This window comes from Kosakonia oryzendophytica (genome assembly GCF_027886705.1).
Classification (GTDB): Bacteria; Pseudomonadota; Gammaproteobacteria; order Enterobacterales; family Enterobacteriaceae; genus Kosakonia; species Kosakonia oryzendophytica.
In genome coordinates this window covers 171664-192361 of the sequence record NZ_CP115659.1, presented here as the reverse complement: position 1 = coordinate 192361, position 20698 = coordinate 171664, and the positions used below count along the sequence as shown (strand labels likewise).

The following is a 20698-nucleotide window of genomic DNA, read 5'->3' as shown; positions in this document are numbered from 1 at the left end:
GATCATGAAAGATAAGTTGTTGTTGGATGCATTTTCAGCCCTCAGCCTCGGTGTGATCATCGTGGATGCACACTATCGTATTACCCAGTGGAATGCGTGGTTAGAAGCGCACACGGGTTATGCAGCCAGTGACACCACCGGCGAGGATTTTTTTAGTGTATTCCCGGACTTAGAATATCACCGCGTCGGTGATGCTATCCGTCAGGCGATCAGTCACAATTTATCTTCACTGCTTTCTCAATCTTTGCACCGTTCACCTTTCCCGCTCTATGCCGAACCTGCCCGACCGGGCGCGCGCCTGAGTCAGGCCATCACCATTGTTCCGTTGGGCGATGAAGAGCGCTACTGCCTGATTCAGATTGTTGATGTCAGTGCCGCTGTTCGCCGTGAATCCCTGCTACGCGATCAGGCGCACGAACTGTTGGCGCAATCCCTGTCTGATGGCCTGACCGGTGTGGGTAACAGGCGCTATTTCGATCTCTGCATTGAGCGAGAATGGCGGGCCAGCAAACGCAATAACAAGTCGTTATCGCTGCTGTTGATTGATGTCGACTTCTTCAAACTGTACAACGACTGTTATGGTCACCAGCGCGGCGACGAGTGCCTGCAAAAAGTTGCGAATGCCATGCGCGGTGCGCTGCAAAACCCGTGCGATATCTTGTTCCGCTACGGCGGTGAAGAGTTCTGTGCACTGTTGCCGGAAACTCGCTCAGCCGACGCGGTGGAGATCGCTGAGAAACTGCGCACCAGCGTACAGCAACTGGACTTACCCCATGCTAATGCGCCCGACGGCATCGTCAGCGTCAGCATCGGCGTTGCCAGTCATTGCCAGAAAAATCACGCGGAATATGGCCAGTTGATCCAGAGCGCAGATAACGCGTTGTACGCAGCGAAACGCGCCGGACGCAATACCGTGCGCGTCAAAACGACCTTCAGAAAGTTCTCTCCGTACGCCCGCGTGACGGGAGGGGAAATCCCGCCTCATGCCTGAATCGGCAGCAAAAAAAACCCGCCAGAAGCGGGTTTTTTTATGACAGCTATCGTTACTGCAGCAGAGAAATATCCGCAACCTGCAGGAACAATTCGCGTAACTTCGCCAGCAGTGTCAGGCGGTTGATACGCACGTCTTTATCCTCGGCGTTAACCATCACCTGCTCAAAGAACTCATCCACCGGCTCGCGCAGTGCCGCCAGTTCGATCAGCGCTTCCTGATAACGGCCTTGCGCAAAGTACGGTTGCAGTTTATCGCGCAGAACGACCAGGTTGCCCGCCAGCTTGATTTCCGCCGCTTCTTTCAGTACCGATGCGTGAACAGTATCGTTCAGCGTTTCATCGGACTTCGCCAGAATGTTGGACACACGCTTGTTGGCAGCGGCCAGCGCAGCAGCTTCTTCCAGCGTACGGAAATGGGACACCGCTTTCATGCGCGCATCGAAGTCCGCCGGTTTGGTCGGACGACGCGCCAGCACAGCCTGAATGGTATCAACGCTGTAGCCTTCGTCCTGATACCAGGCGCGGAAACGACCCAGCATAAAGTCGATCACATCATCGACCACGTTGGCGTTGGTCAGCTTGTCGCCATACAGACGCACCGCTTCTTCGGTCAGGGTTTGCAGATCCAGCGCCAGGTTTTTCTCAACGATAATACGCAGTACGCCCAGCGCAGCACGGCGCAGTGCGAACGGGTCTTTGTCGCCTTTCGGATACTGCCCGATACCGAAAATACCCGCCAGGGTGTCCATCTTATCGGCGATCGCCAGCGCACAGGCAATCGGGTTGGACGGCAGTTCATCACCGGCAAAACGTGGCTGATACTGCTCGTTCAGCGCAACGGCAACATCTTCTGCTTCACCATCATGACGCGCATAGTGCATGCCCATCACGCCCTGGGTGTCAGTAAACTCAAACACCATGTTGGTCATCAGGTCGCATTTGGAGAGCAGACCCGCACGGGTGGCATGATTCACATCAGCGCCCGTCTGTGCAGCAATCCAGCCCGCCAGCGCCTGAATACGATCGGTCTTGTCGCGCAGCGTACCCAGTTGCTGCTGGAACAGCACGGTTTGCAGACGCGGCAAATGATCTTCAAGACGTTTTTTGCGGTCGGTATTGAAGAAGAACTCGGCATCCGCCAGACGCGGGCGCACCACTTTCTCGTTACCGGAGATAATCTGCTGCGGATCTTTCGACTCAATGTTGGCCACAAAGATAAAGTTAGGCAGCAACTTGCCGTCGTTACCATAAACCGGGAAGTACTTCTGGTCGCCCTTCATGGTATAAACCAGCGCTTCCGCCGGAACAGCGAGGAATTTCTCTTCGAATTTCGCGGTCAGCACCACCGGCCACTCCACCAGCGAAGTGACTTCTTCCAGCAGGCTGTCGCTCAGATCGGCATTACCGCCGATTTTACGCGCCGCTTCTTCGGCATCCGCTTTGATTTTGGCTTTACGCGCCGCGTAGTCAGCAACGACTTTGCCACGCTCCAGCAGAATGTGCGGATACTGATCGGCGTTATCGATGGTGAACTCCGGCTCGCCCATAAAACGATGACCACGGATCACGCGATCGGAGGCAATGCCCAGAATCGTCGCCGGTACTACGGTGTCGCCCAACAGCAGAGTCACGGTATGTACCGGACGCACGAAGTGAACATCAGACGCGCCCCAGCGCATCAGTTTCGGGATCGGCAGTTTGCCAAGGGAGGTTGCCACCATGTTCGGCAGCAGCGTTTCGACGCTTTCACCCTTAACATGCGCGCGATAGAGCAGCCATTCGCCTTTGTCGGTGCGCAGACGCTCGGCCTGATCAACCGTAATGCCGCAACCGCGAGCCCAGCCTTCGGCGGCTTTGCTCGGTTTACCTTCAGCATCAAATGCTTGTGCAATCGCCGGGCCGCGTTTTTCGACTTCGCGATCCGGCTGCGACGCAGCCAGTTTCGCCACTTTCAGCGCCAGACGGCGCGGCGCAGCAAACCACTGGATATCACCGTGCGCAACGCCCGCCGCATCCAGTTCCGCTGTAAAGTTGGCAGCGAAGGACTCGGCCAGGCTGCGCAGTGCTTTTGGTGGCAGCTCTTCGGTGCCGATTTCCACCAGGAAAGTTTTTTCAGACATGGCCGCCTCTTATTTGTTTCTGTTGCACATCGGGAAGCCAAGGGCTTCACGGGAAGCGTAATACGCTTCAGCCACTGCTTTGGTCAGCGTGCGGATGCGCAAAATGTAGCGCTGACGTTCCGTCACGGAGATGGCTTTACGCGCATCCAGCAGGTTGAAGCTATGGGCGGCTTTCAGAATGCGTTCGTAAGCAGGCAGAGGCAGCGGGTTTTCCAGTGCCAGCAGTTGCTGTGCTTCCTTTTCATATTGCTCAAAGCAGGTGAACAGGAAGTCGACATCCGCATATTCGAAGTTGTAAGTGGACTGCTCCACTTCGTTCTGATGGAACACGTCGCCGTAGGTGGTTTTACCCAGCGGGCCGTCGCTCCAGACGAGGTCATAAACGCTGTCGACACCCTGAATGTACATCGCCAGACGTTCCAGACCGTAGGTAATTTCGCCGGTCACCGGTTTGCACTCAAGACCGCCAACCTGCTGGAAGTAAGTGAACTGCGTCACTTCCATGCCGTTGAGCCACACTTCCCAGCCCAGTCCCCAGGCGCCCAGCGTCGGGTTTTCCCAGTTATCTTCCACGAAGCGAATATCGTGAATGGTCGGGTCCATACCCAGCTCTTTCAACGACCCGAGATACAGTTCCTGGATGTTGTCCGGGGAAGGTTTAATCACTACCTGGAACTGGTAATAGTGCTGTAAGCGGTTCGGGTTTTCGCCGTAGCGCCCGTCAGTCGGACGGCGGGAAGGTTGCACATACGCGGTAGCCATAGGTTCTGGCCCTAATGCGCGCAGACAGGTCATCGGGTGGGAGGTGCCGGCGCCGACTTCCATGTCCAGAGGTTGAACAATGGTGCAGCCCTGGCGAGCCCAGTAATCCTGTAAGGTCAGGATCAGGCCCTGAAAGGTCCTGGTATCAAACTTTTGCATATTATTTCGTGCTGGATACGTGTGGATTTAAAGGAAGCGCCCAGTATACCCGCTGGCTGCAAGATATACAGTACGAAACGGACCTGTTTAAGGAAAATTGGGCAAAACGGGGAGGATAAAGCCGTTGCCTGGCTGATTAGCGCATCGAAAGGTGTAAAAATTGGCCTTCCGAATCAAAAGCGCAGACAAACGCTTCACGACGGGGCGTTACACCGCGCATCTCATAGCTGCCCTGAAATTGTTCAAAACCGGTCACATCAATCTGCTGCGCGACGGTGTTATAGCGATGCGCGGCATTTTGCCGGCACAGTTGTTCCATTTCCAGCGAGTGCAATGGACCTGGCTTCGCTTTTTGCGCTTTTTGAGCGGGAATATCCTGGGATGCGCTGCATCCGACTAACAGCAGCATGAGTACCGGGGCAAAACGCTTCATCATTTTTATCACCGCTCTGTTCGCAGGCTGTTATTTTTAAAGGTCAGGAAACACAATTTTTGCAAATCAGTGGAAAACTGCACAAGCGCTAACGGGAAAACTCAGAATTATCCAACGGGACAGGCGAAACAACCGCGAGTCAGAGAGTATTTAACGGAACCAGAGGAACAGATGCAGTCGAAAATTTACTGGATAGATAATCTGCGAGGGATAGCCTGTCTGATGGTGGTGATGATCCATACCACCACCTGGTACATCACCAACCCTGGCAGTGTAACGCCCTTCGACTGGGGTATCGCCAACCTCCTGAACTCGGCTTCTCGTGTTAGCGTACCGCTGTTTTTTATGATCTCCGGCTATCTCTTTTTCGGTGAACGCAGCGCACAGCCGCGCCACTTCTTACGCATCGCACTCTGCCTGCTGTTCTACAGTGCTATCGCGCTGCTCTATATCGTGCTTTTCACGTCGATTAACAGTGAGTTATCGTTGAAGTACCTGCTGCAAAAGCCGGTGTTTTATCACCTGTGGTTTTTCTTCGCGATTATCGTGATGTATCTCGTTTCACCACTGATTCAGGTGAAAGCCGTCAGCGGTGGAATGTTGCTGGCGCTGGTGGTGGTGCTGGGTATTGTGGCGAACCCCAATACTGTGGCGCAGAAAGTCGACGGGTTTCAGTGGTTGCCGATCAATCTTTACATCGGCGGCGACACCTTCTACTACATCCTCTACGGTATGTTGGGGCGCGCGATTGGCATGATGCATACGCAACAACGCGTGTTCACCTGGGCCTGTGCAGCCCTGTTCGTCCTGGCGGTGTGGGTGATTTCACGCGGAACGCTACACGAGCTGAAATGGCGCGGGAATTTCGCCGACACCTGGTATCTCTACTGTGGCCCGATGGTGTTTCTGTGCGCTGTCGCCCTGTTTACAGTGGTCAAAAATACGCTGAACAGCCGTACGTTACCTGGTTTAACGCTCATTTCGCATCATTCGCTGGGGATTTACGGCTTTCATGCACTGATTATCCACGCACTACGCACCCGTGGTATTGAGCTGCAACGCTGGCCGCTGCTCGATATTGTCTGGATCTTCGCCGCCACACTTCTGGCGAGTCTCGCACTCTCAATGCTGGTACAGCGTATCGACAGACGCCGTTTGGTTAGTTAAGCCCCCGCGCCCGCGCACGGTGTAACTGGCGCGGAGAGGAAAACCCGGCCGCCTGCGCCGCTTGCTCCGCGCCATGCCCCTGCAACAGCCACTGTTCGGCAATGACCAGCCTGAGCTGCTCCAGATAGTCGCGTACGCTGATCCCCAGATGCTGCTGAAACAAGCGCGTTAAATGGCGTGGACTGACATGCGCCCGCTCGGCGATCTCAGCCAGTTGCCACGCCCGCTGTGGCTCAGCCGTCAACGCATCCTGCGCCCGGTGAATAGCCGGATGCAGGTGGTTGCGGTATCGCAGCCACGGCGAAATCTGCGGATCGTCACCGGAGCGGCGAAACCAGACCACCATTTCCCGCGCCACCGCCAGCGCCGCTTCCGGCCCGCTGAGTCGGTTAATCAGATGCAACGCCAGATCGATACCCGATGTAATGCCCGCGCTGGTCCAGATGCTGCGATCTTCAATGAAAATACGATTTTCTTTGACCTGGGCGGCGGGGGCAATCGCACGCAGACGCGCAACCACATCATGATGAGTGGTGCACTGAATGCCATTCAACAGCCCGGCTTTTGCCGCCAACACGGAACCGGAACAGACGCACATCAAGGTAATTTTCTGACTGTGGATCAGCGGTTGTATGCGCATCAACCAGTGGCGAACCAGGTTTGCCTGCGGGGTATCGAAAAAACGCGAGGAGTCGAACACCCCCGGCAGCACCAACAGGCTTCCTTCCGGTAGCGTCTCCGGCAGTGGCGCAATATTGCCCATCGTCAGTCCAATGGAGGTTGGCACCTCTGTTTCCGGCCCGATGTAATGCAGGCGAAACGCGTCCGCCAGCGCAAAGGTCTCCGCCGGGCCGCTCATATCCAGCGCCAGTACGCCGGGCAACATGACAAACCAGACATCAGTGGTCATCAGCGTTCCAGTATTTCGTGAACAGTTTTAATGGCAGCAAAGCGGCCTTCCAGCACGGTTTCCGTGCGGTGACGCAGCGCGTTACAGTCAAGCGTAATGCCTTTATGCGTCATCGGGAAGGTCAGCGTCGCTTCGCTGACGAACGTCACGCGATAACCCAGATCCGACGCCACACGCGCGGTGGTTTCGCAGCACTGCTCGGTGCGGATCCCGCAGATAATCAAGTGATTGATATCGCGCGTACGCAGCCAGTGATCCAGGCCGGTGTCAGTGAACGCATTATGCACATGTTTGTAGAAAGTGACTGCTGGCTGGTGCTGTAAAAATGGCATCGGCGCCACAAAACCACTGTCGAGAGAAAACGGGCCACTGTCGGACACATGGAAAATATCCACTACCGGGACACCCCGCGCCTGGCAGCCATCGATCAGCGCCAGAATGGCTTGCTGAAAAGCAGGGTAATCACTCTCCTGCCAGTAGTCGCGGTGGAAAAAAGATTGCTGAGTGTCGATGTTGATAAGGGCGGTGCGTGACATTTCAGGACTCCTTGCTCAGTGGGTGTAACACCATTCTGGCAAGGAGTTGCCTGTCTGCGAATACCAAAAAAGGACAACGTTATGCTGATTCAGGCCCACCATAACGGCGGGCTCAGAAGCTATGACATTAAGGGCAGCAGTTGCTGATAGATGCGCCGGAAGGTCTCCCGTCGTGAAGCATAGTGGGCATGACGCGCGGCATCCGGCGTGTGTTGCTGTTCAATGGGAAGCTGCGGCAGAAGCGTTGCCAGCGGCGTGTGCGGGTGAATGGCGATTTGCGCCAGTTTTGCCGCCCCCAGCGCCGGGCCGACATCCCCCCCGGTGCGATAATCAAGCTGCAACCCACTGATATCTGCCAACATTTGCCGCCACCAGGCGCTACGTGCGCCGCCGCCGATAAGCGTAATGCTTTGCGGCGTTACGCCACAGGAGTGCACCACATCCATGCCATCCGCCAGCGCATACCCGACCCCTTCCAGCACCGCACGGGCCAGTTCACCTTGGCCATGCTGGTGCGTCAGGCCAAAGAATACGCCTTTCGCCTGCGGGTTATTATGCGGGGTGCGTTCCCCGGAAAGGTACGGTAAGAACCATAAATCGCCAGCATTGTCGTCAGCCTGTTCCGCCGCGCTAATCAGCGCCGGCACCGATCCTAACCCCGTTAACTTCGCCGCCCAATCCAGGCAGGATGCCGCACTCAGCATCACCGACATCAGATGCCAGCGCCCCGGAAGGGCATGACAAAAACTGTGAACCGCGCTTTCCGGTTTACTGAGGAAACCTTCGCTCACGGCAAAATAGACGCCGGAGGTGCCAAGCGACAGCATCGCCTGACCGGCATCCGCCATACCCACACCCACCGCGCCTGCGGCATTATCGCCACCGCCCGCCACAACCGGCACAACCGGCATGGCCCAGCGCCGTGCGACCTCCGGCAACAGTTCACCGGTGATTTCGCAGCCTTCAAACAACGCAGGCATTTGCGCGCGAGATAAATGACAGGCGGTGAGCATCTCATCGCTCCAGTCACGCTTCGCCACATCCAGCCACATCGTTCCCGCTGCATCGGACATATCGCTGGCAAACACGCCAGCCATACGCAAGCGCAGGTAATCTTTTGGCAGTAAGACCTTCGCCACCCTGGCAAAGATATCGGGTTCATGGCGCTGCACCCATAGCAGCTTGGGCGCGGTAAAACCCGGCATCATCAGATTGCCGGTAATGGTGCGGGAATTTTTTACCTGCGCTTCCAGTAAAGCGCACTCTTCACCGCAGCGACCATCGTTCCACAAAATGGCCGGGCGCAGTACGCGGTTTTCGCTATCGAGCAGCGTTGCGCCGTGCATCTGCCCGGCAAGACCGATGGCTTTCACCTGCGCCAGCGAGTGCGCCGCGCCAAGCGCCTGAATCGCGCGGTCCGTTGCCTGCCACCACTGTTCGGGATCCTGCTCCGACCAAAGAGGATGCGGGCGCGAGACGCTGAGTTTTTCCGTATGGGAGGCCAGCACATCGCCCTGCTCGCTTAACAGAATCGCCTTCACGCCAGAGGTGCCGAGATCGATCCCGATATACATAGTGACCACTCCTTTTGTTCTGCGCCGCGTTGTCTGCGGCGCAGCGCCGGTTATTTATCGAACAGGTAGTAATTGACCAGGTTTTCCAGCTGTTCCTGATGACCGCTCTGATGGCGCGGTGCCAGGTTCTGCTGCTCAGCGTACTTCGCCAGTTCCGCCAGGCTAAGCTGCCCCTGCAAAATTTGCTGGCCCAGTTCACCATTCCAGCCCGCATAACGCTTCGCAACGCGTTTATCCAGCTCACCGTCTTCCACCATCCGCGCCGCCACTTTCAACGCCAGTGCCATCGTATCCATCGCGCCGATATGACCGTAGAAGAGATCGTATTTATCGGTACTCTGACGTCGTACTTTGGCATCGAAGTTCAACCCACCGGTGGTGAAGCCGCCCGCTTTCAGGATTTCATACATCACCAGCGCGTTCTCTTCGACGCTGTTCGGGAACTGGTCGGTATCCCAGCCCAGTTGCGCATCACCGCGGTTAGCATCCACAGAGCCAAACAGCCCCAGCGCAATGGCAGTAGCGATTTCATGGTGGAAGGAATGGCCCGCCAGCGTGGCATGGTTAGCCTCGATATTGAGTTTAATCTCTTTTTCCAGACCAAACTGTTTCAGGAAGCCATACACCGTCGCGGCGTCATAATCATACTGATGCTTGGTCGGTTCCTGCGGTTTCGGCTCAATAAGCAGCGTACCGCGGAAGCCGATTTTGTGTTTATGCTCGACCACCATATGCATGAAGCGACCAATCTGTTCGCGTTCCTGACGCAGATCGGTATTGAGTAGAGTTTCATACCCTTCACGACCGCCCCATAGCACGTAGTTTTCGCCACCGAGCTTATGGGTCGCATTCATGGCGCTCACCACTTGTGTCGCCGCCCAGCTAAACACTTCAGGATCCGGGTTAGTCGCCGCCCCTGCACCATAGCGCGGATTGGTGAAGCAGTTCGCTGTGCCCCACAGCAGTTTTACGCCGCTTTGTTGCTGTTTTTCACCCAGCACATCCACCATTTGCGCGAAATTGTTCAGGTACTCCTTCAGGGACGCGCCTTCCGGGGAGACGTCCACATCATGGAAGCAGTAGTAAGGCACATTCAGCTTGTGGAAAAACTCAAAAGCAACATCTGCTTTGCGCTTCGCCTGCGCCAGTGCCTCACCCGGCTGTTGCCACGGGCGGTCAAAAGAGCCAACACCAAACATATCCGCGCCATTCCAGCAGAAGGTATGCCAGTAGCAGGCAGCAAAGCGCAAGTGATCTTCCATACGCTTGCCAAGTACTAACTCATCCGGATTGTAATGACGGAACGCTAAAGGATTAGCTGTTTTCGGGCCTTCATAACGAACGCGATCCAGCTGGTCGAAATAGGTTTGCATAATGAGCTCCATTGACAGATATGCTTCGAGTGTTCAAGTCTGCATTAATACTGGGTCCTCATGCTGCGTTGCTCAATTACGTTATTTCACACTGCCATTGAGAGAATGCTCAAACGTGCGCTGGCTCGCAAAATAATGTGTGTTACCGCTGCGCTGCGCATTCCCGTTTTTTATGCAAAATCGGTTTTGCATTTTTTAAAATAAGATCGTGGTCATAAATCCAGAAATAAACCAAAAAACGTAATGCCCGGATAAAAATCTGTAATTGCCAGCCTGAGATTATGCGTGAAGAATTTGCTCGTCCAAAGCAGTGCATGTTTCTTTTATCTCGCTCACCACCCTACAAAAGGTATTACTATTATGAAGATAAAGAACCTTTGCCTTACTCTCTGCGCCTCCCTGCTGCTTGCAAGCGTCGCCAGTCATGCCAAAGAGGTGAAAATCGGCATGGCAATTGACGATCTCCGTCTGGAACGCTGGCAAAAAGATCGCGATATTTTTGTAAAAAAAGCAGAATCGCTCGGCGCCAATGTGTTTGTTCAGTCCGCCAACGGTAATGAAGAAACACAAATGTCGCAAATTGAAAATATGATCAACCGTGGCGTTGATGTGCTGGTCATTATTCCTTACAACGGTCAGGTATTAAGTAATGTCGTGAAAGAAGCCAAACAGGAAGGAATTAAAGTACTGGCTTATGATCGCATGATTAATAATGCCGACATCGACTTCTATATTTCTTTCGATAATGAAAAAGTGGGGGAATTACAGGCGCAAAGCCTGGTCAGTAAAGTCCCACAGGGGAATTACTTCCTGATGGGCGGTTCGCCGGTGGATAATAACGCCAAACTGTTCCGCGCCGGGCAGATGAAAGTATTAAAACCCTATATCGACAGCGGGAAAATTAAAATTGTTGGCGATCAGTGGGTCGATGGATGGCTACCGGAAAATGCGCTGAAAATAATGGAAAACGCATTGACCGCCAATAACAACAAAATAGACGCGGTGGTGGCGTCTAACGACGCGACCGCAGGCGGCGCGATTCAGGCATTAAGCGCACAAGGGCTGGCGGGCAAAGTAGCGATCTCTGGCCAGGATGCCGATCTTGCCGGAGTGAAACGCCTGATTAACGGTAGCCAGACCATGACTGTCTACAAACCGATCACCCAGCTTGCCAACACGGCGGCAGAGATCGCCGTCGAACTGGGCAATGGCAAACAACCGAAGGCGGATGCTTCGCTGAATAACGGCCTGAAAGATGTTCCGGCTCGCCTGCTGACACCCATTGAGGTGACCAAAGACAACATCGACGCGACCGTTATCAAAGACGGTTTCCATCAGAAGAATCAGCTCTGACCACGGTGGCGCGCCGTTTCCTTTGACAGGCGCGCCCTCCGCCATTTCTTTCGGGCGCTGTAATACCAGCGAATGACGTGGAGCAGCCATGCCTTATTTACTCGAAATGAAGAACATCACCAAAGCCTTTGGCGCGGTAAAAGCCATCGATAATGTCAGCCTGCGGCTTAATGCGGGCGAGGTGCTGTCGCTGTGCGGCGAAAATGGGTCGGGCAAATCCACACTCATGAAAGTGCTGTGCGGGATCTATCCGGTGGGAAGCTACGAAGGGGAGATCGTCTTTTCGGGCGAAACCCTGCAAGCCACCCATATTCGCGATACCGAGCGCAAAGGCATTGCCATCATCCATCAGGAACTGGCGCTGGTGAAACATCTGACGGTACTGGAGAATATCTTTCTCGGTACAGAAATCACCCGTAACGGCGTAATGGACTATGACCAGATGACGCTACGCTGTGAAAAACTGCTCAAACAGGTCAGCCTTGCCATTTCGCCTGATACCCGCGTGGGAGATTTGGGTCTTGGGCAACAGCAACTGGTGGAAATCGCGAAGGCGCTGAACAAGCAGGTGCGGTTGCTGATCCTCGACGAGCCCACCGCTTCGCTCACTGAGCAGGAAACCGCCATCCTGCTGGATATCATCCGCGATCTGCGCAATCACGATATCGCCTGCATCTATATTTCCCACAAGCTCAACGAGGTAAAAGCGATATCGGATGTGATCACCGTCATTCGCGACGGTCTGCACATCGGCACGCGCGACGCAGCCGGGATGAGTGAAGACGATATCATTACCATGATGGTTGGTCGTGAACTGACCGCGCTGTATCCCAATGAACCGCATACCACAGGGGATGAGATCCTGCGGGTCGAACATCTCACCGCCTGGCATCCGGTTAACCGCCATATCAAACGTGTCAACGACATCTCCTTTAGCCTGAAGCGTGGCGAAATTCTCGGTATCGCCGGGCTGGTTGGTGCAGGCCGAACCGAAGCGGTGCAGTGCTTATTTGGCGTCTGGCCCGGTCGCTGGGAAGGCACCATTTACCTCGACGGCCAGCCGGTACAGATTTCTAACTGCCAGCAGGCTATCGCCCACGGTATCGCCATGGTGCCGGAAGATCGTAAAAAAGATGGCATTGTGCCGGTGATGGCGGTCGGCAAGAACATTACGCTGGCGGCCTTAAACCAGTTCACCGGTGCGTTGAGCAGCCTGGATGATGCCGCAGAACAAGCGTGCATTTTGCAGTCCTTACAACGTCTGAAAGTCAAAACCTCCTCACCAGAGCTGGCGATTGGTCGCCTCAGTGGGGGGAACCAGCAAAAAGCCATTCTTGCCCGCTGTCTGTTGCTCAACCCACGCATTCTCATCCTTGATGAGCCAACGCGCGGCATCGACATCGGCGCGAAGTACGAGATCTACAAACTGATTAACCAACTGGTGCAGCAGGGGATTGCCGTCATCGTTATCTCATCTGAGCTGCCCGAAGTGCTTGGGCTAAGCGATCGGGTGCTGGTGATGCACGAAGGCAAGCTAAAGGCCGATCTTATCAATCGTAATCTGACCCAGGAGCAGGTCATGGAAGCGGCGCTGAGGAGCGAACATCATGTCGAAAAGCAACCCGTCTGAAATCAAGTTATCCAGCGCATCGCCGGGAGTCTTCTCCGGGCTAAAATCCCTGAATTTGCAAGTCTTTGTAATGATTGCGGCGATTGTGGTAATCATGCTGTTCTTTACCGGCATGACCGATGGTGCTTACCTGAGCGCGCGCAATATCTCTAACCTGCTGCGTCAGACTGCCATTACCGGCATCCTGGCGGTGGGCATGGTATTTGTGATTATTTCCGCCGAAATCGACCTTTCCGTTGGCTCGATGATGGGTCTGCTGGGGGGCGCCGCGGCGATTTTTGATGTCTGGCTCGGCTGGCCGCTGCCGTTGACCGTGGCGGTCACCCTGGTGCTCGGTTTACTGCTGGGAGCATGGAATGGTTGGTGGGTGGCATACCGCAAAGTCCCGTCGTTCATTGTCACGCTCGCCGGGATGCTGGCATTTCGCGGCGTGCTGATCGGCATCACCAACGGGACCACCGTTTCCCCCACCAGCGCAGCGATGTCGCAGATCGGTCAGAGCTATTTGCCTGATGGCGTCGGTTTTGGTGTCGGCTTACTGGGACTGGTTGTCTTTGTGCTGTGGCAATGGCGTGGGCGCCTTCGTCGGCAATCTCTCGGCCTGGCAACACCTGCCTCCACCGCCGCCGTTGGCCGTCAGGCCATTATTGCGGTCATTGTGCTTGGTGCCATTTGGTTGTTGAATGACTACCGTGGTGTCCCGACGCCGGTTCTGCTGCTGGCTTTCCTGCTGCTGGCCGGGATGTTTATGGCTACCCGCACCGCCTTTGGTCGACGTATTTACGCCATCGGTGGCAACCTGGAAGCGGCGCGCCTTTCCGGTATCAATGTGGAACGCACCAAACTGGCGGTGTTTGCCATTAACGGTTTGATGGTGGCGATTGCCGGGTTGATCCTGAGCTCGCGCCTCGGCGCGGGTTCACCCTCTGCGGGGAATATCGCCGAACTGGACGCCATCGCCGCCTGCGTGATTGGCGGCACCAGCCTGGCGGGCGGGATCGGCAGCGTAGCGGGTGCGGTAATGGGGGCGTTTATTATGGCCTCACTGGATAACGGCATGAGCATGATGGACGTGCCTACCTTCTGGCAATACATCGTGAAGGGAGCGATATTACTGCTGGCGGTATGGATGGATTCCGCCACCAAACGTCGGGCCTGAGTACAACGAATACCGGGACGATCACACTGCCGGATCTTTTTTATCCGGCAGTGTGCTGAATATGGTAATCAGAACTGACGAATCTTCAGGAAGCGAATCGACATGTTTGAGAAACGCCATCGCATCACGCTGTTATTCAATGCCAACAAAGCCTACGACCGCCAGGTGGTTGAAGGCGTTGGGGAATATTTGCAGGCGTCGCAATCGGAGTGGGATATCTTTATCGAAGAAGATTTCCGCGCCCGCATCGAAAACATCAAAGAGTGGCTTGGCGACGGGGTGATCGCCGATTACGACGACCGGGAAATAGAGCGCCTGCTGGCGGATGTCGATGTCCCCATTGTCGGCGTCGGCGGCTCCTATCACATCCCCGAACATTATCCTCCGGTGCACTACATCGCCACCGACAACTTTGCGCTGGTGGAAAGCGCATTCCTGCATCTGAAAGAAAAAGGCGTGCACCGCTTCGCCTTTTACGGACTCCCTGCCTCCAGCGGTAAACGCTGGGCTGCTGAACGGGAGTACGCGTTTTGCCAACTGGTGGCGCAGGAAAAATACCGCGGCGTGGTGTACCAGGGGCTGACCACGGCACCGGAAAACTGGCAGCATGCGCAAAACCGCCTGGCGGACTGGTTGCAAACACTGCCGCCGCAAACCGGCATCATCGCAGTAACCGATGCGCGCGCACGCCATGTACTGCAGGTGTGCGACCATTTGCATATTCCGGTGCCGGAAAAGCTGTGCGTCATTGGTATTGATAACGAAGAACTCACCCGCTATCTCTCCCGGGTTGCCCTCTCTTCCGTGGCGCAGGGCACGCGGCAGATGGGGTATCAGGCAGCGAAACTGCTGCACCGCCTGCTGGATAATGAAACCCTGCCGCTACAACGCCTGCTGGTACCGCCGGTGCGCGTGGTGGAGCGGCGTTCCACGGATTACCGCTCACTGAACGATCCGGCCGTGATCCAGGCAATGCACTATATCCGCAACCATGCCTGTAAGGGCATTAAAGTGGATCAGGTGCTGGATGCGGTAGGGATCTCGCGTTCGAATCTGGAAAAGCGCTTTAAAGAAGAGGTGGGCGAGACGATTCACGCGGTGATTCATGCGGAGAAACTGGAAAAAGCCCGCAGTCTGCTGGTATCGACATCGTTGTCGATCAACGAAATCTCACAGATGTGCGGTTACCCGTCGTTGCAGTATTTCTATTCCGTGTTCCGCAAGGAGTACGACAGCACGCCGAAAGATTATCGCGACCGCTACAGTGAAGTTCTGATTTAGCGCCCAAAGAAAAATGCCTTCCGGGTGGAAGGCATTTGGCAGATTACATATGAGAGGCAATTAACTGCTGATTGTCCTGATACATGGCAAACAGATAGTTATTGTAACTGGCGCCCCGGGTCGAATAACCCTGCAGCTTATGGATCATGTTGGTCGCTGTCACTTCCTGATCCGCTTTACGCAACTGCGCCCGTGACTTACGGAAAGAGGCGTACGCAGAGTGTGTATTCAGGTTGGTAACATAGGCGTCAACAGACTCCTGCACGGACTCAAAGTGAGAGTAACCTTTCACCTTACCCGGCCCATTTTTACATGCCCCTTTGGCACACTTCATACCAAACAGGTTGTTGTTCGTCCGCGCCAGCTTCGAGGTTCCCCAACCGCTTTCCGCTGCCGCCATTGTCGCCACCATGCTGTCCGGGATGATGTCCACACGCTCCAGCAGCACGTTCCACGGAATACGGCGCGTATTCCCGGACCAGCTCACTTTGTAGCGTTTGGTCAGTTCCTTCAGACGCGTGCGTTCGGCAGGCGACCACTGACTGTCGTATTGTTTACTGAGCAACCAGTTACGCTCGGCTGCAATCGCTGAGTTTTTGCTGGTGATATAAGGCATTACTGTCCGGAGAAACGCTTTTTTCCTTGGGGTTCCGGAAGGGTATTTTCGCAAATCAGGAAGTGAACTGCTATTTACACTATTGCGAGAATACTCTTGTTTACTGCTTGCCTGTTTTTTTACGCTTGCCTTAGTGACGTGGGCTTTGTGACTCGCTGTTTCTGCTGTGTGTGTCTTTGCCAGCACCCCCCCTGAAAACATCAGGGTGAAAAACATGAGTATCGTCGCCCCAGGTCGTCGCATGGGTATCGATATCATTAAGTCTCCTGGTCGGATATGAACATTCCAACACCTTCTTTTTTGCACAATTTTGAGAGCTGAATCTCAAATCATACCAAAAATAGCCTGCAAGAGCACGTACAGAAATAATCCAATTCTGAAATCATGTCACGGAGAAACTGCACATAAAACAAACAATCTCCCGTAAATGTGGTGTTTATCGCAAATAAACCGGGTTCGATCCCCCTTTCCCCTCCTCCCCCGCAATACGTCTTGCGGGAGGAGTTCTCCGCACGTCCATCGTGGCAAACTGAGCCACAATCGCTCTCACAGGGACTGCATATGAAACACGCCGCGCTGTTACTGCTTTTTTTGCCCACGCTCGCGCTCGCCGATTGGACTGTCCGCGGTTTCCCGCCCTTCAGCAGCAGTGGCGCTGGCGTCTGGCACAGTGAAGCTGCGTTAAAGAAGGGCGCGCAGCCCTTTACCTTGCAGGATGGTCAACAGTGCTGGCAGCCAGCGGATGGCATTAAACTGAACCAGACGCTGTCGCTGATACCCTGTACCGGTCACGCGCCGCCGTGGCGGATCTTCCGCGATGGCGATTATCGGTTACAGATAGATACCCGCTCCGGCACACCCACGCTGATGCTCACTGTGAAAAATGACGTTGCGGCGACGCCTGCTACCGCACAGCGTCAATGCCCGGTTCGCGACGACAAACCGCTCACCATTGCGGTAGGTAACACGTTCGCGGAAGGCAGTCAGGTGCGGGATTTTTACAGTCAGCGCACGGCTACCGTGCGCGATGGCAAGGTCACCTTACAGCCAGCCGCAAACAGTGACGGTTTATTACTGCTGGAGTCAGCAGACACGCAAGGTACAGCCCCCTTTCAATGGCACAACGCGACTGTCTATTTCGTGCTCACCGACCGCTACGTCAACGGTGATCCGGGTAACGATAACAGCTACGGTCGGCATAAAGATGGTCTGCAGGACATTGGTACCTTTCACGGCGGTGACCTGAAAGGACTGACGACCAAACTGGATTATCTGCAACAACTTGGCATCAACGCACTGTGGATAAGTTCACCGCTGGAACAGATCCACGGCTGGGTGGGCGGTGGAACCAAAGGGGACTTCCCTCATTATGCCTATCACGGTTATTACACTCAGGACTGGACCCGTCTCGACGCCAACATGGGCACCGAAAATGATCTCCGTACTCTGGTGGACGAAGCGCACAAACGGGGGATCCGCGTCCTGTTTGATGTGGTGATGAACCACACCGGCTATGCAACGCTGGCGGATATGCAAACCTTCGGCTTTGGTGCGCTCTATCTGAGAGAGGGTGAGCGCGAGAAAATCCTGGGTCAGCACTGGACAGACTGGCGTCCCGCGGCCGGACAGAACTGGCACAGCTTTAACGATTACATCAACTTCAGCGATAAAACCGCCTGGCAAAACTGGTGGGGAAAAGCGTGGATCCGCACCGACATTGGCGATTACGACAGCCCCGGCGTTGACGATCTGACCATGTCGCTGGCGTTTCTGCCCGACCTGAAAACCGAATCCACCACGCCTTCCGGTCTGCCGGTCTTTTACCGGCATAAACCCGATACCCATGCGCAGGAAATCAGCGGCTTTACGCCACGGGATTACCTCACCCACTGGCTGAGCCAATGGGTACGGGACTATGGCATTGATGGCTTTCGCGTGGACACCGCCAAACACGTTGAACGGGATGCCTGGCAACAACTGAAAACCCAGGCGACGCAGGCATTGGCGGAGTGGAAACAGGCCAATCCGCAGAAGAAAATTGACGATGCCCCCTTCTGGATGACCGGTGAATCCTGGGGCCACGGCGTGATGCGCAGCGACTATTACCAGCATGGTTTTGATGCGATGATCAACTTCGATTATCAGGAGCAGGCGGCCAGTGCTGTGCCCTGTCTGGCGAATATGGATGCGATCTGGCAGCAGATGGCCGATAAATTGCAGAACTTCAACGTGCTGAGTTATCTCTCCTCGCACGACACCCGCCTGTTCCGCGAGGGGGGACAGCAGGCGGCAGAACTTCTGCTGCTTGCCCCGGGCGCGGTGCAGATCTTTTACGGCGATGAATCGGCGCGTCCCTTTGGCCCCACCGGTTCGGACCCGTTACAGGGCACGCGCTCAGATATGAACTGGCAGGATTTGAACGGTAGCGCCGCCCAGAGCTTGCGCCACTGGCAGACACTGGGCCAGTTCCGTGCTCGCCATCCGGCGCTCGGCGCAGGGAAACAGACAACGCTAACGCTGCCGCAGGGTTACGGATTCGTTCGCGAATCGGGCAATGACAAAGTGATGGTGATTTGGGCCGGGCTGCCGCAGCGCTGAGTCATAAGGCAAATATCAGCATATAACTCCAAATTATTGGACCGAACAGGAATAAAGTACGACAGAGAGCATCGGGGTGCAATTTGCACCCTGCCTTTCAGAGCGCTATGGTTAGCCACTTTGAACAGCAGTCCGGCAGAACAGTAGCGATGACATTTTCACTTTTCGGCGACAAATTCACCCGCCATGCAGGCATTACACGCCTGATGGAGGATCTCAACGACGGTTTACGCACGCCTGGCGCGATCATGCTTGGCGGCGGTAACCCGGCGCAAATTCCGGCGATGACCGATTATTTCCACAAGCTGCTGGCAGAGATGGTGGAAAACGGCAAAGCGACTGATGCGCTGTGCAATTATGACGGTCCGCAGGGCAAAACCGAGCTGCTGACCGCGCTGGCAGGCATGCTGCGCGAAGAATTAGGTTGGGATATTGAGCCGCAGAATATTGCACTGACAAATGGCAGTCAGAGCGCTTTTTTCTACTTATTCAATCTGTTTGCCGGTCGCCGCGCCGATGGAAGCACCAGAAAAGTGTTGTTCCCACTGGCACCGGAGTATATCGGTTACGCGGATTCAGGGCTGGAAGAAGACCTGTTCGTCTCCGCACGGCCCAATATTGAACTGTTACCCGAAGGCCAGTTCAAATACCACGTCGATTTCGAACACCTACACATTGGCGAAGAGACAGGCATGATCTGTGTCTCGCGTCCGACCAATCCGACCGGCAACGTCATTACTGATGAAGAGCTGATGAAACTGGATGTGCTGGCTAATCAGCACAACATTCCACTGGTGATCGATAACGCTTACGGCGTGCCTTTTCCGGGGATCATCTTTAGCGAAGCGCGCCCGCTGTGGAACCCGAATATTATCCTGTGCATGAGTCTGTCGAAGCTGGGCCTGCCAGGCAGCCGCTGCGGCATTATTATCGCCAATGACAAAGTGATCTCGGCAATCCGCAACATGAACGGCATCATCAGTCTGGCACCAGGCGGTATCGGTCCGGCAATGATGTGCGAAATGATCAAACGCAAAGACCTGCTGCGCCTGTCCGAAGAGGTGATAAAACCTTTTTACTACCAGCGGGTGCAGGAAACCATCGCCACGCTGCGCCGTTATTTACCTGAAGAGCGCTGCCTGATCCACAAGCCGGAGGGGGCGATATTCCTCTGGCTGTGGTTTAAGGATCTGCCCATCAGCACGGAGCTGCTGTATCAGCGGTTAAAAAAACGCGGTGTCCTGATGGTGCCCGGAGATTATTTCTTCCCGGGGTTGGATAAGCCCTGGCCGCATACTCATCAGTGCATGCGTATGAACTATGTGCCGGAACCCTCGCTGATCGAAGAGGGTGTGAAAGTTCTCGCCGAAGAAGTTGAAAAAGCCTGGCAGGAAAACTGAAGCCGGACAACCGCATAATACGCCCCCTTACCGGGGGCTTTTTTACGCGCGTAATCAGGCAACACACCCGGCTAACTGACCACGCAGGCGATTTTCCCGCAGCGTTGACGGGTTGAGGCAGCTTAGCGCACCGGTCGGGCAGGCTTCCACGCAGGCAGGGCCATTCTCACGGTGCTGGCACAAATCGCACTTCAGCGCCTGCGCCCGGTTATTGAGCACGGTGACCTGCATGGCGCCAAACGGGCAGGCAATCATGCAACTCTTACAGCCGATACAGCGGGACTGTTCCACGCACACCGCCCCCTCAACACGGCTTATCGCCCCGACCGGGCAAACATTGGCGCAAGGCGCATCTTCGCAGTGATGGCAGGTCACTGCCGTAGAGAACGTACCGGTCTTTACCACGCGAATGCGTGCGGAAAACGTGGTGGGTTTGACGACCGAGCAATCCTGGTTGTCCTCGTGCGACACCACACAGGCCACTTCACAGGTGCGGCAGCCAATGCACTTACCCGGATCGGCGATAATAAAACGGTTCATTCTCCACTCCGCCTGACACAAAAAAACAAGGGTGCCAGAAAACGTCATGGCGGCGCTTTGATCGCGGCAGGGAAAGTCGCCAGATTTGTCATCT

General features: G+C 55.2%; 17 protein-coding genes. 8 read left to right on the top strand and 9 right to left on the bottom strand.

The window, feature by feature from the left end; genetic code table 11:
- Positions 1-4 precede the first annotated feature (4 nt).
- Positions 5-991, top strand: coding sequence for a GGDEF domain-containing protein (locus O9K67_RS00855; protein WP_061499688.1), 987 nt, complete (start codon positions 5-7; stop codon positions 989-991).
- 52 nt (positions 992-1043) lie between these two features.
- Here the strand turns inward: O9K67_RS00855 and glyS are convergent, their stop codons facing one another.
- The 3 genes from glyS to O9K67_RS00840 form a co-directional block, all read right to left on the bottom strand.
- Positions 1044-3113, bottom strand: coding sequence for a glycine--tRNA ligase subunit beta (gene glyS, locus O9K67_RS00850; protein WP_061492552.1), 2070 nt, complete (start codon positions 3111-3113; stop codon positions 1044-1046).
- Positions 3114-3122: 9 nt separating this feature from the next.
- Positions 3123-4034: a glycine--tRNA ligase subunit alpha gene (gene glyQ / locus O9K67_RS00845; RefSeq protein ID WP_061492551.1), complete on the bottom strand. Its 912-nt coding sequence runs from the start codon at positions 4032-4034 to the stop codon at positions 3123-3125.
- Between the two features lie 136 nt (positions 4035-4170).
- Entirely contained in the window at positions 4171-4470 is a 300-nt protein-coding gene (locus O9K67_RS00840; protein ID WP_061492550.1) for a YsaB family lipoprotein, read from the bottom strand.
- A gap of 168 nt (positions 4471-4638) precedes the next feature.
- Here O9K67_RS00840 and O9K67_RS00835 point away from each other — a divergent pair, with 168 nt between their 5' ends.
- Entirely contained in the window at positions 4639-5634 is a 996-nt protein-coding gene (locus O9K67_RS00835; RefSeq protein ID WP_061492549.1) for an acyltransferase, read from the top strand.
- On the opposite strand, the gene O9K67_RS00830 is transcribed toward O9K67_RS00835, so the two are convergent.
- The 4 genes from O9K67_RS00830 to xylA all read right to left on the bottom strand — a co-directional run bounded on the left by O9K67_RS00830 (position 5627) and on the right by xylA (position 10027).
- On the bottom strand, positions 5627-6544 hold the full coding sequence (locus O9K67_RS00830; protein WP_061492548.1) for a GlxA family transcriptional regulator: 918 nt from the start codon (positions 6542-6544) through the stop codon (positions 5627-5629). The genes O9K67_RS00835 and O9K67_RS00830 overlap by 8 nt on opposite strands.
- Positions 6544-7080, bottom strand: coding sequence for a cysteine hydrolase family protein (locus O9K67_RS00825; protein ID WP_061492547.1), 537 nt, complete (start codon positions 7078-7080; stop codon positions 6544-6546). Before O9K67_RS00825 ends, O9K67_RS00830 begins: the two co-directional genes overlap by 1 nt.
- 119 nt (positions 7081-7199) lie before the next feature.
- A complete protein-coding gene (gene xylB, locus O9K67_RS00820) occupies positions 7200-8654 on the bottom strand; it encodes a xylulokinase (protein WP_061492546.1) in 1455 nt (484 codons plus the stop codon).
- Between the two features lie 50 nt (positions 8655-8704).
- Positions 8705-10027 carry a xylose isomerase gene (gene xylA, locus O9K67_RS00815; protein ID WP_061492545.1) on the bottom strand — a complete coding sequence of 441 codons (1323 nt, stop codon included), beginning with the start codon at positions 10025-10027 and terminating at the stop codon, positions 8705-8707.
- 360 nt (positions 10028-10387) lie between these two features.
- Between xylA and xylF the strand changes: the two genes are divergently transcribed.
- From xylF to xylR, 4 genes are all read left to right on the top strand, one after another.
- Positions 10388-11380 (top strand): D-xylose ABC transporter substrate-binding protein, encoded by a 993-nt coding sequence (gene xylF / locus O9K67_RS00810; RefSeq protein ID WP_061492544.1) that lies wholly within the window; start codon positions 10388-10390, stop codon positions 11378-11380.
- 88 nt (positions 11381-11468) lie between these two features.
- Positions 11469-13010 carry a xylose ABC transporter ATP-binding protein gene (locus O9K67_RS00805; protein WP_061492543.1) on the top strand — a complete coding sequence of 514 codons (1542 nt, stop codon included), beginning with the start codon at positions 11469-11471 and terminating at the stop codon, positions 13008-13010.
- Positions 12988-14169, top strand: coding sequence for a xylose ABC transporter permease XylH (gene xylH, locus O9K67_RS00800; RefSeq protein WP_061492542.1), 1182 nt, complete (start codon positions 12988-12990; stop codon positions 14167-14169). Before O9K67_RS00805 ends, xylH begins: the two co-directional genes overlap by 23 nt.
- Before the next feature lie 102 nt (positions 14170-14271).
- Entirely contained in the window at positions 14272-15450 is a 1179-nt protein-coding gene (xylR, locus tag O9K67_RS00795) for a D-xylose utilization transcriptional activator XylR (RefSeq protein WP_061492541.1), read from the top strand.
- Between the two features lie 43 nt (positions 15451-15493).
- On the opposite strand, the gene O9K67_RS00790 is transcribed toward xylR, so the two are convergent.
- On the bottom strand, positions 15494-16324 hold the full coding sequence (locus O9K67_RS00790; protein WP_061492540.1) for a protein bax: 831 nt from the start codon (positions 16322-16324) through the stop codon (positions 15494-15496).
- A 303-nt stretch (positions 16325-16627) separates the two neighbouring features.
- On the opposite strand from O9K67_RS00790, the gene O9K67_RS00785 reads away from it, so the two are divergent.
- Positions 16628-18664, top strand: coding sequence for an alpha-amylase (locus O9K67_RS00785; RefSeq protein ID WP_061492539.1), 2037 nt, complete (start codon positions 16628-16630; stop codon positions 18662-18664).
- Positions 18665-18813: 149 nt separating this feature from the next.
- The gene (gene avtA, locus O9K67_RS00780; RefSeq protein ID WP_408612841.1) at positions 18814-20064 is read left to right on the top strand and encodes a valine--pyruvate transaminase; all 1251 of its coding nucleotides are present in this window, start codon (positions 18814-18816) and stop codon (positions 20062-20064) included.
- Between the two features lie 54 nt (positions 20065-20118).
- Here the strand turns inward: avtA and O9K67_RS00775 are convergent, their stop codons facing one another.
- Complete coding sequence (locus O9K67_RS00775) at positions 20119-20604, bottom strand: 4Fe-4S dicluster domain-containing protein (protein WP_061492538.1); 486 nt, start codon at positions 20602-20604, stop codon at positions 20119-20121.
- Positions 20605-20698: the final 94 nt, after the last annotated feature.

Coding starts and splice junctions, on each gene's coding strand:
- glyS (WP_061492552.1), bottom strand. CDS start 3,113: ATGTCTGAAAAAACTTTCCTGGTGGAAATCGGCACCGAAGAGCTGCCA.
- O9K67_RS00835 (WP_061492549.1), top strand. CDS start 4,639: ATGCAGTCGAAAATTTACTGGATAGATAATCTGCGAGGGATAGCCTGT.
- O9K67_RS00830 (WP_061492548.1), bottom strand. CDS start 6,544: ATGACCACTGATGTCTGGTTTGTCATGTTGCCCGGCGTACTGGCGCTG.
- xylH (WP_061492542.1), top strand. CDS start 12,988: ATGTCGAAAAGCAACCCGTCTGAAATCAAGTTATCCAGCGCATCGCCG.
- O9K67_RS00805 (WP_061492543.1), top strand. CDS start 11,469: ATGCCTTATTTACTCGAAATGAAGAACATCACCAAAGCCTTTGGCGCG.
- xylF (WP_061492544.1), top strand. CDS start 10,388: ATGAAGATAAAGAACCTTTGCCTTACTCTCTGCGCCTCCCTGCTGCTT.
- xylB (WP_061492546.1), bottom strand. CDS start 8,654: ATGTATATCGGGATCGATCTCGGCACCTCTGGCGTGAAGGCGATTCTG.
- glyQ (WP_061492551.1), bottom strand. CDS start 4,034: ATGCAAAAGTTTGATACCAGGACCTTTCAGGGCCTGATCCTGACCTTA.
- O9K67_RS00775 (WP_061492538.1), bottom strand. CDS start 20,604: ATGAACCGTTTTATTATCGCCGATCCGGGTAAGTGCATTGGCTGCCGC.
- O9K67_RS00790 (WP_061492540.1), bottom strand. CDS start 16,324: ATGATATCGATACCCATGCGACGACCTGGGGCGACGATACTCATGTTT.
- xylR (WP_061492541.1), top strand. CDS start 14,272: ATGTTTGAGAAACGCCATCGCATCACGCTGTTATTCAATGCCAACAAA.
- O9K67_RS00785 (WP_061492539.1), top strand. CDS start 16,628: ATGAAACACGCCGCGCTGTTACTGCTTTTTTTGCCCACGCTCGCGCTC.
- avtA (WP_408612841.1), top strand. CDS start 18,814: ATGACATTTTCACTTTTCGGCGACAAATTCACCCGCCATGCAGGCATT.
- xylA (WP_061492545.1), bottom strand. CDS start 10,027: ATGCAAACCTATTTCGACCAGCTGGATCGCGTTCGTTATGAAGGCCCG.
- O9K67_RS00855 (WP_061499688.1), top strand. CDS start 5: ATGAAAGATAAGTTGTTGTTGGATGCATTTTCAGCCCTCAGCCTCGGT.
- O9K67_RS00825 (WP_061492547.1), bottom strand. CDS start 7,080: ATGTCACGCACCGCCCTTATCAACATCGACACTCAGCAATCTTTTTTC.
- O9K67_RS00840 (WP_061492550.1), bottom strand. CDS start 4,470: ATGATGAAGCGTTTTGCCCCGGTACTCATGCTGCTGTTAGTCGGATGC.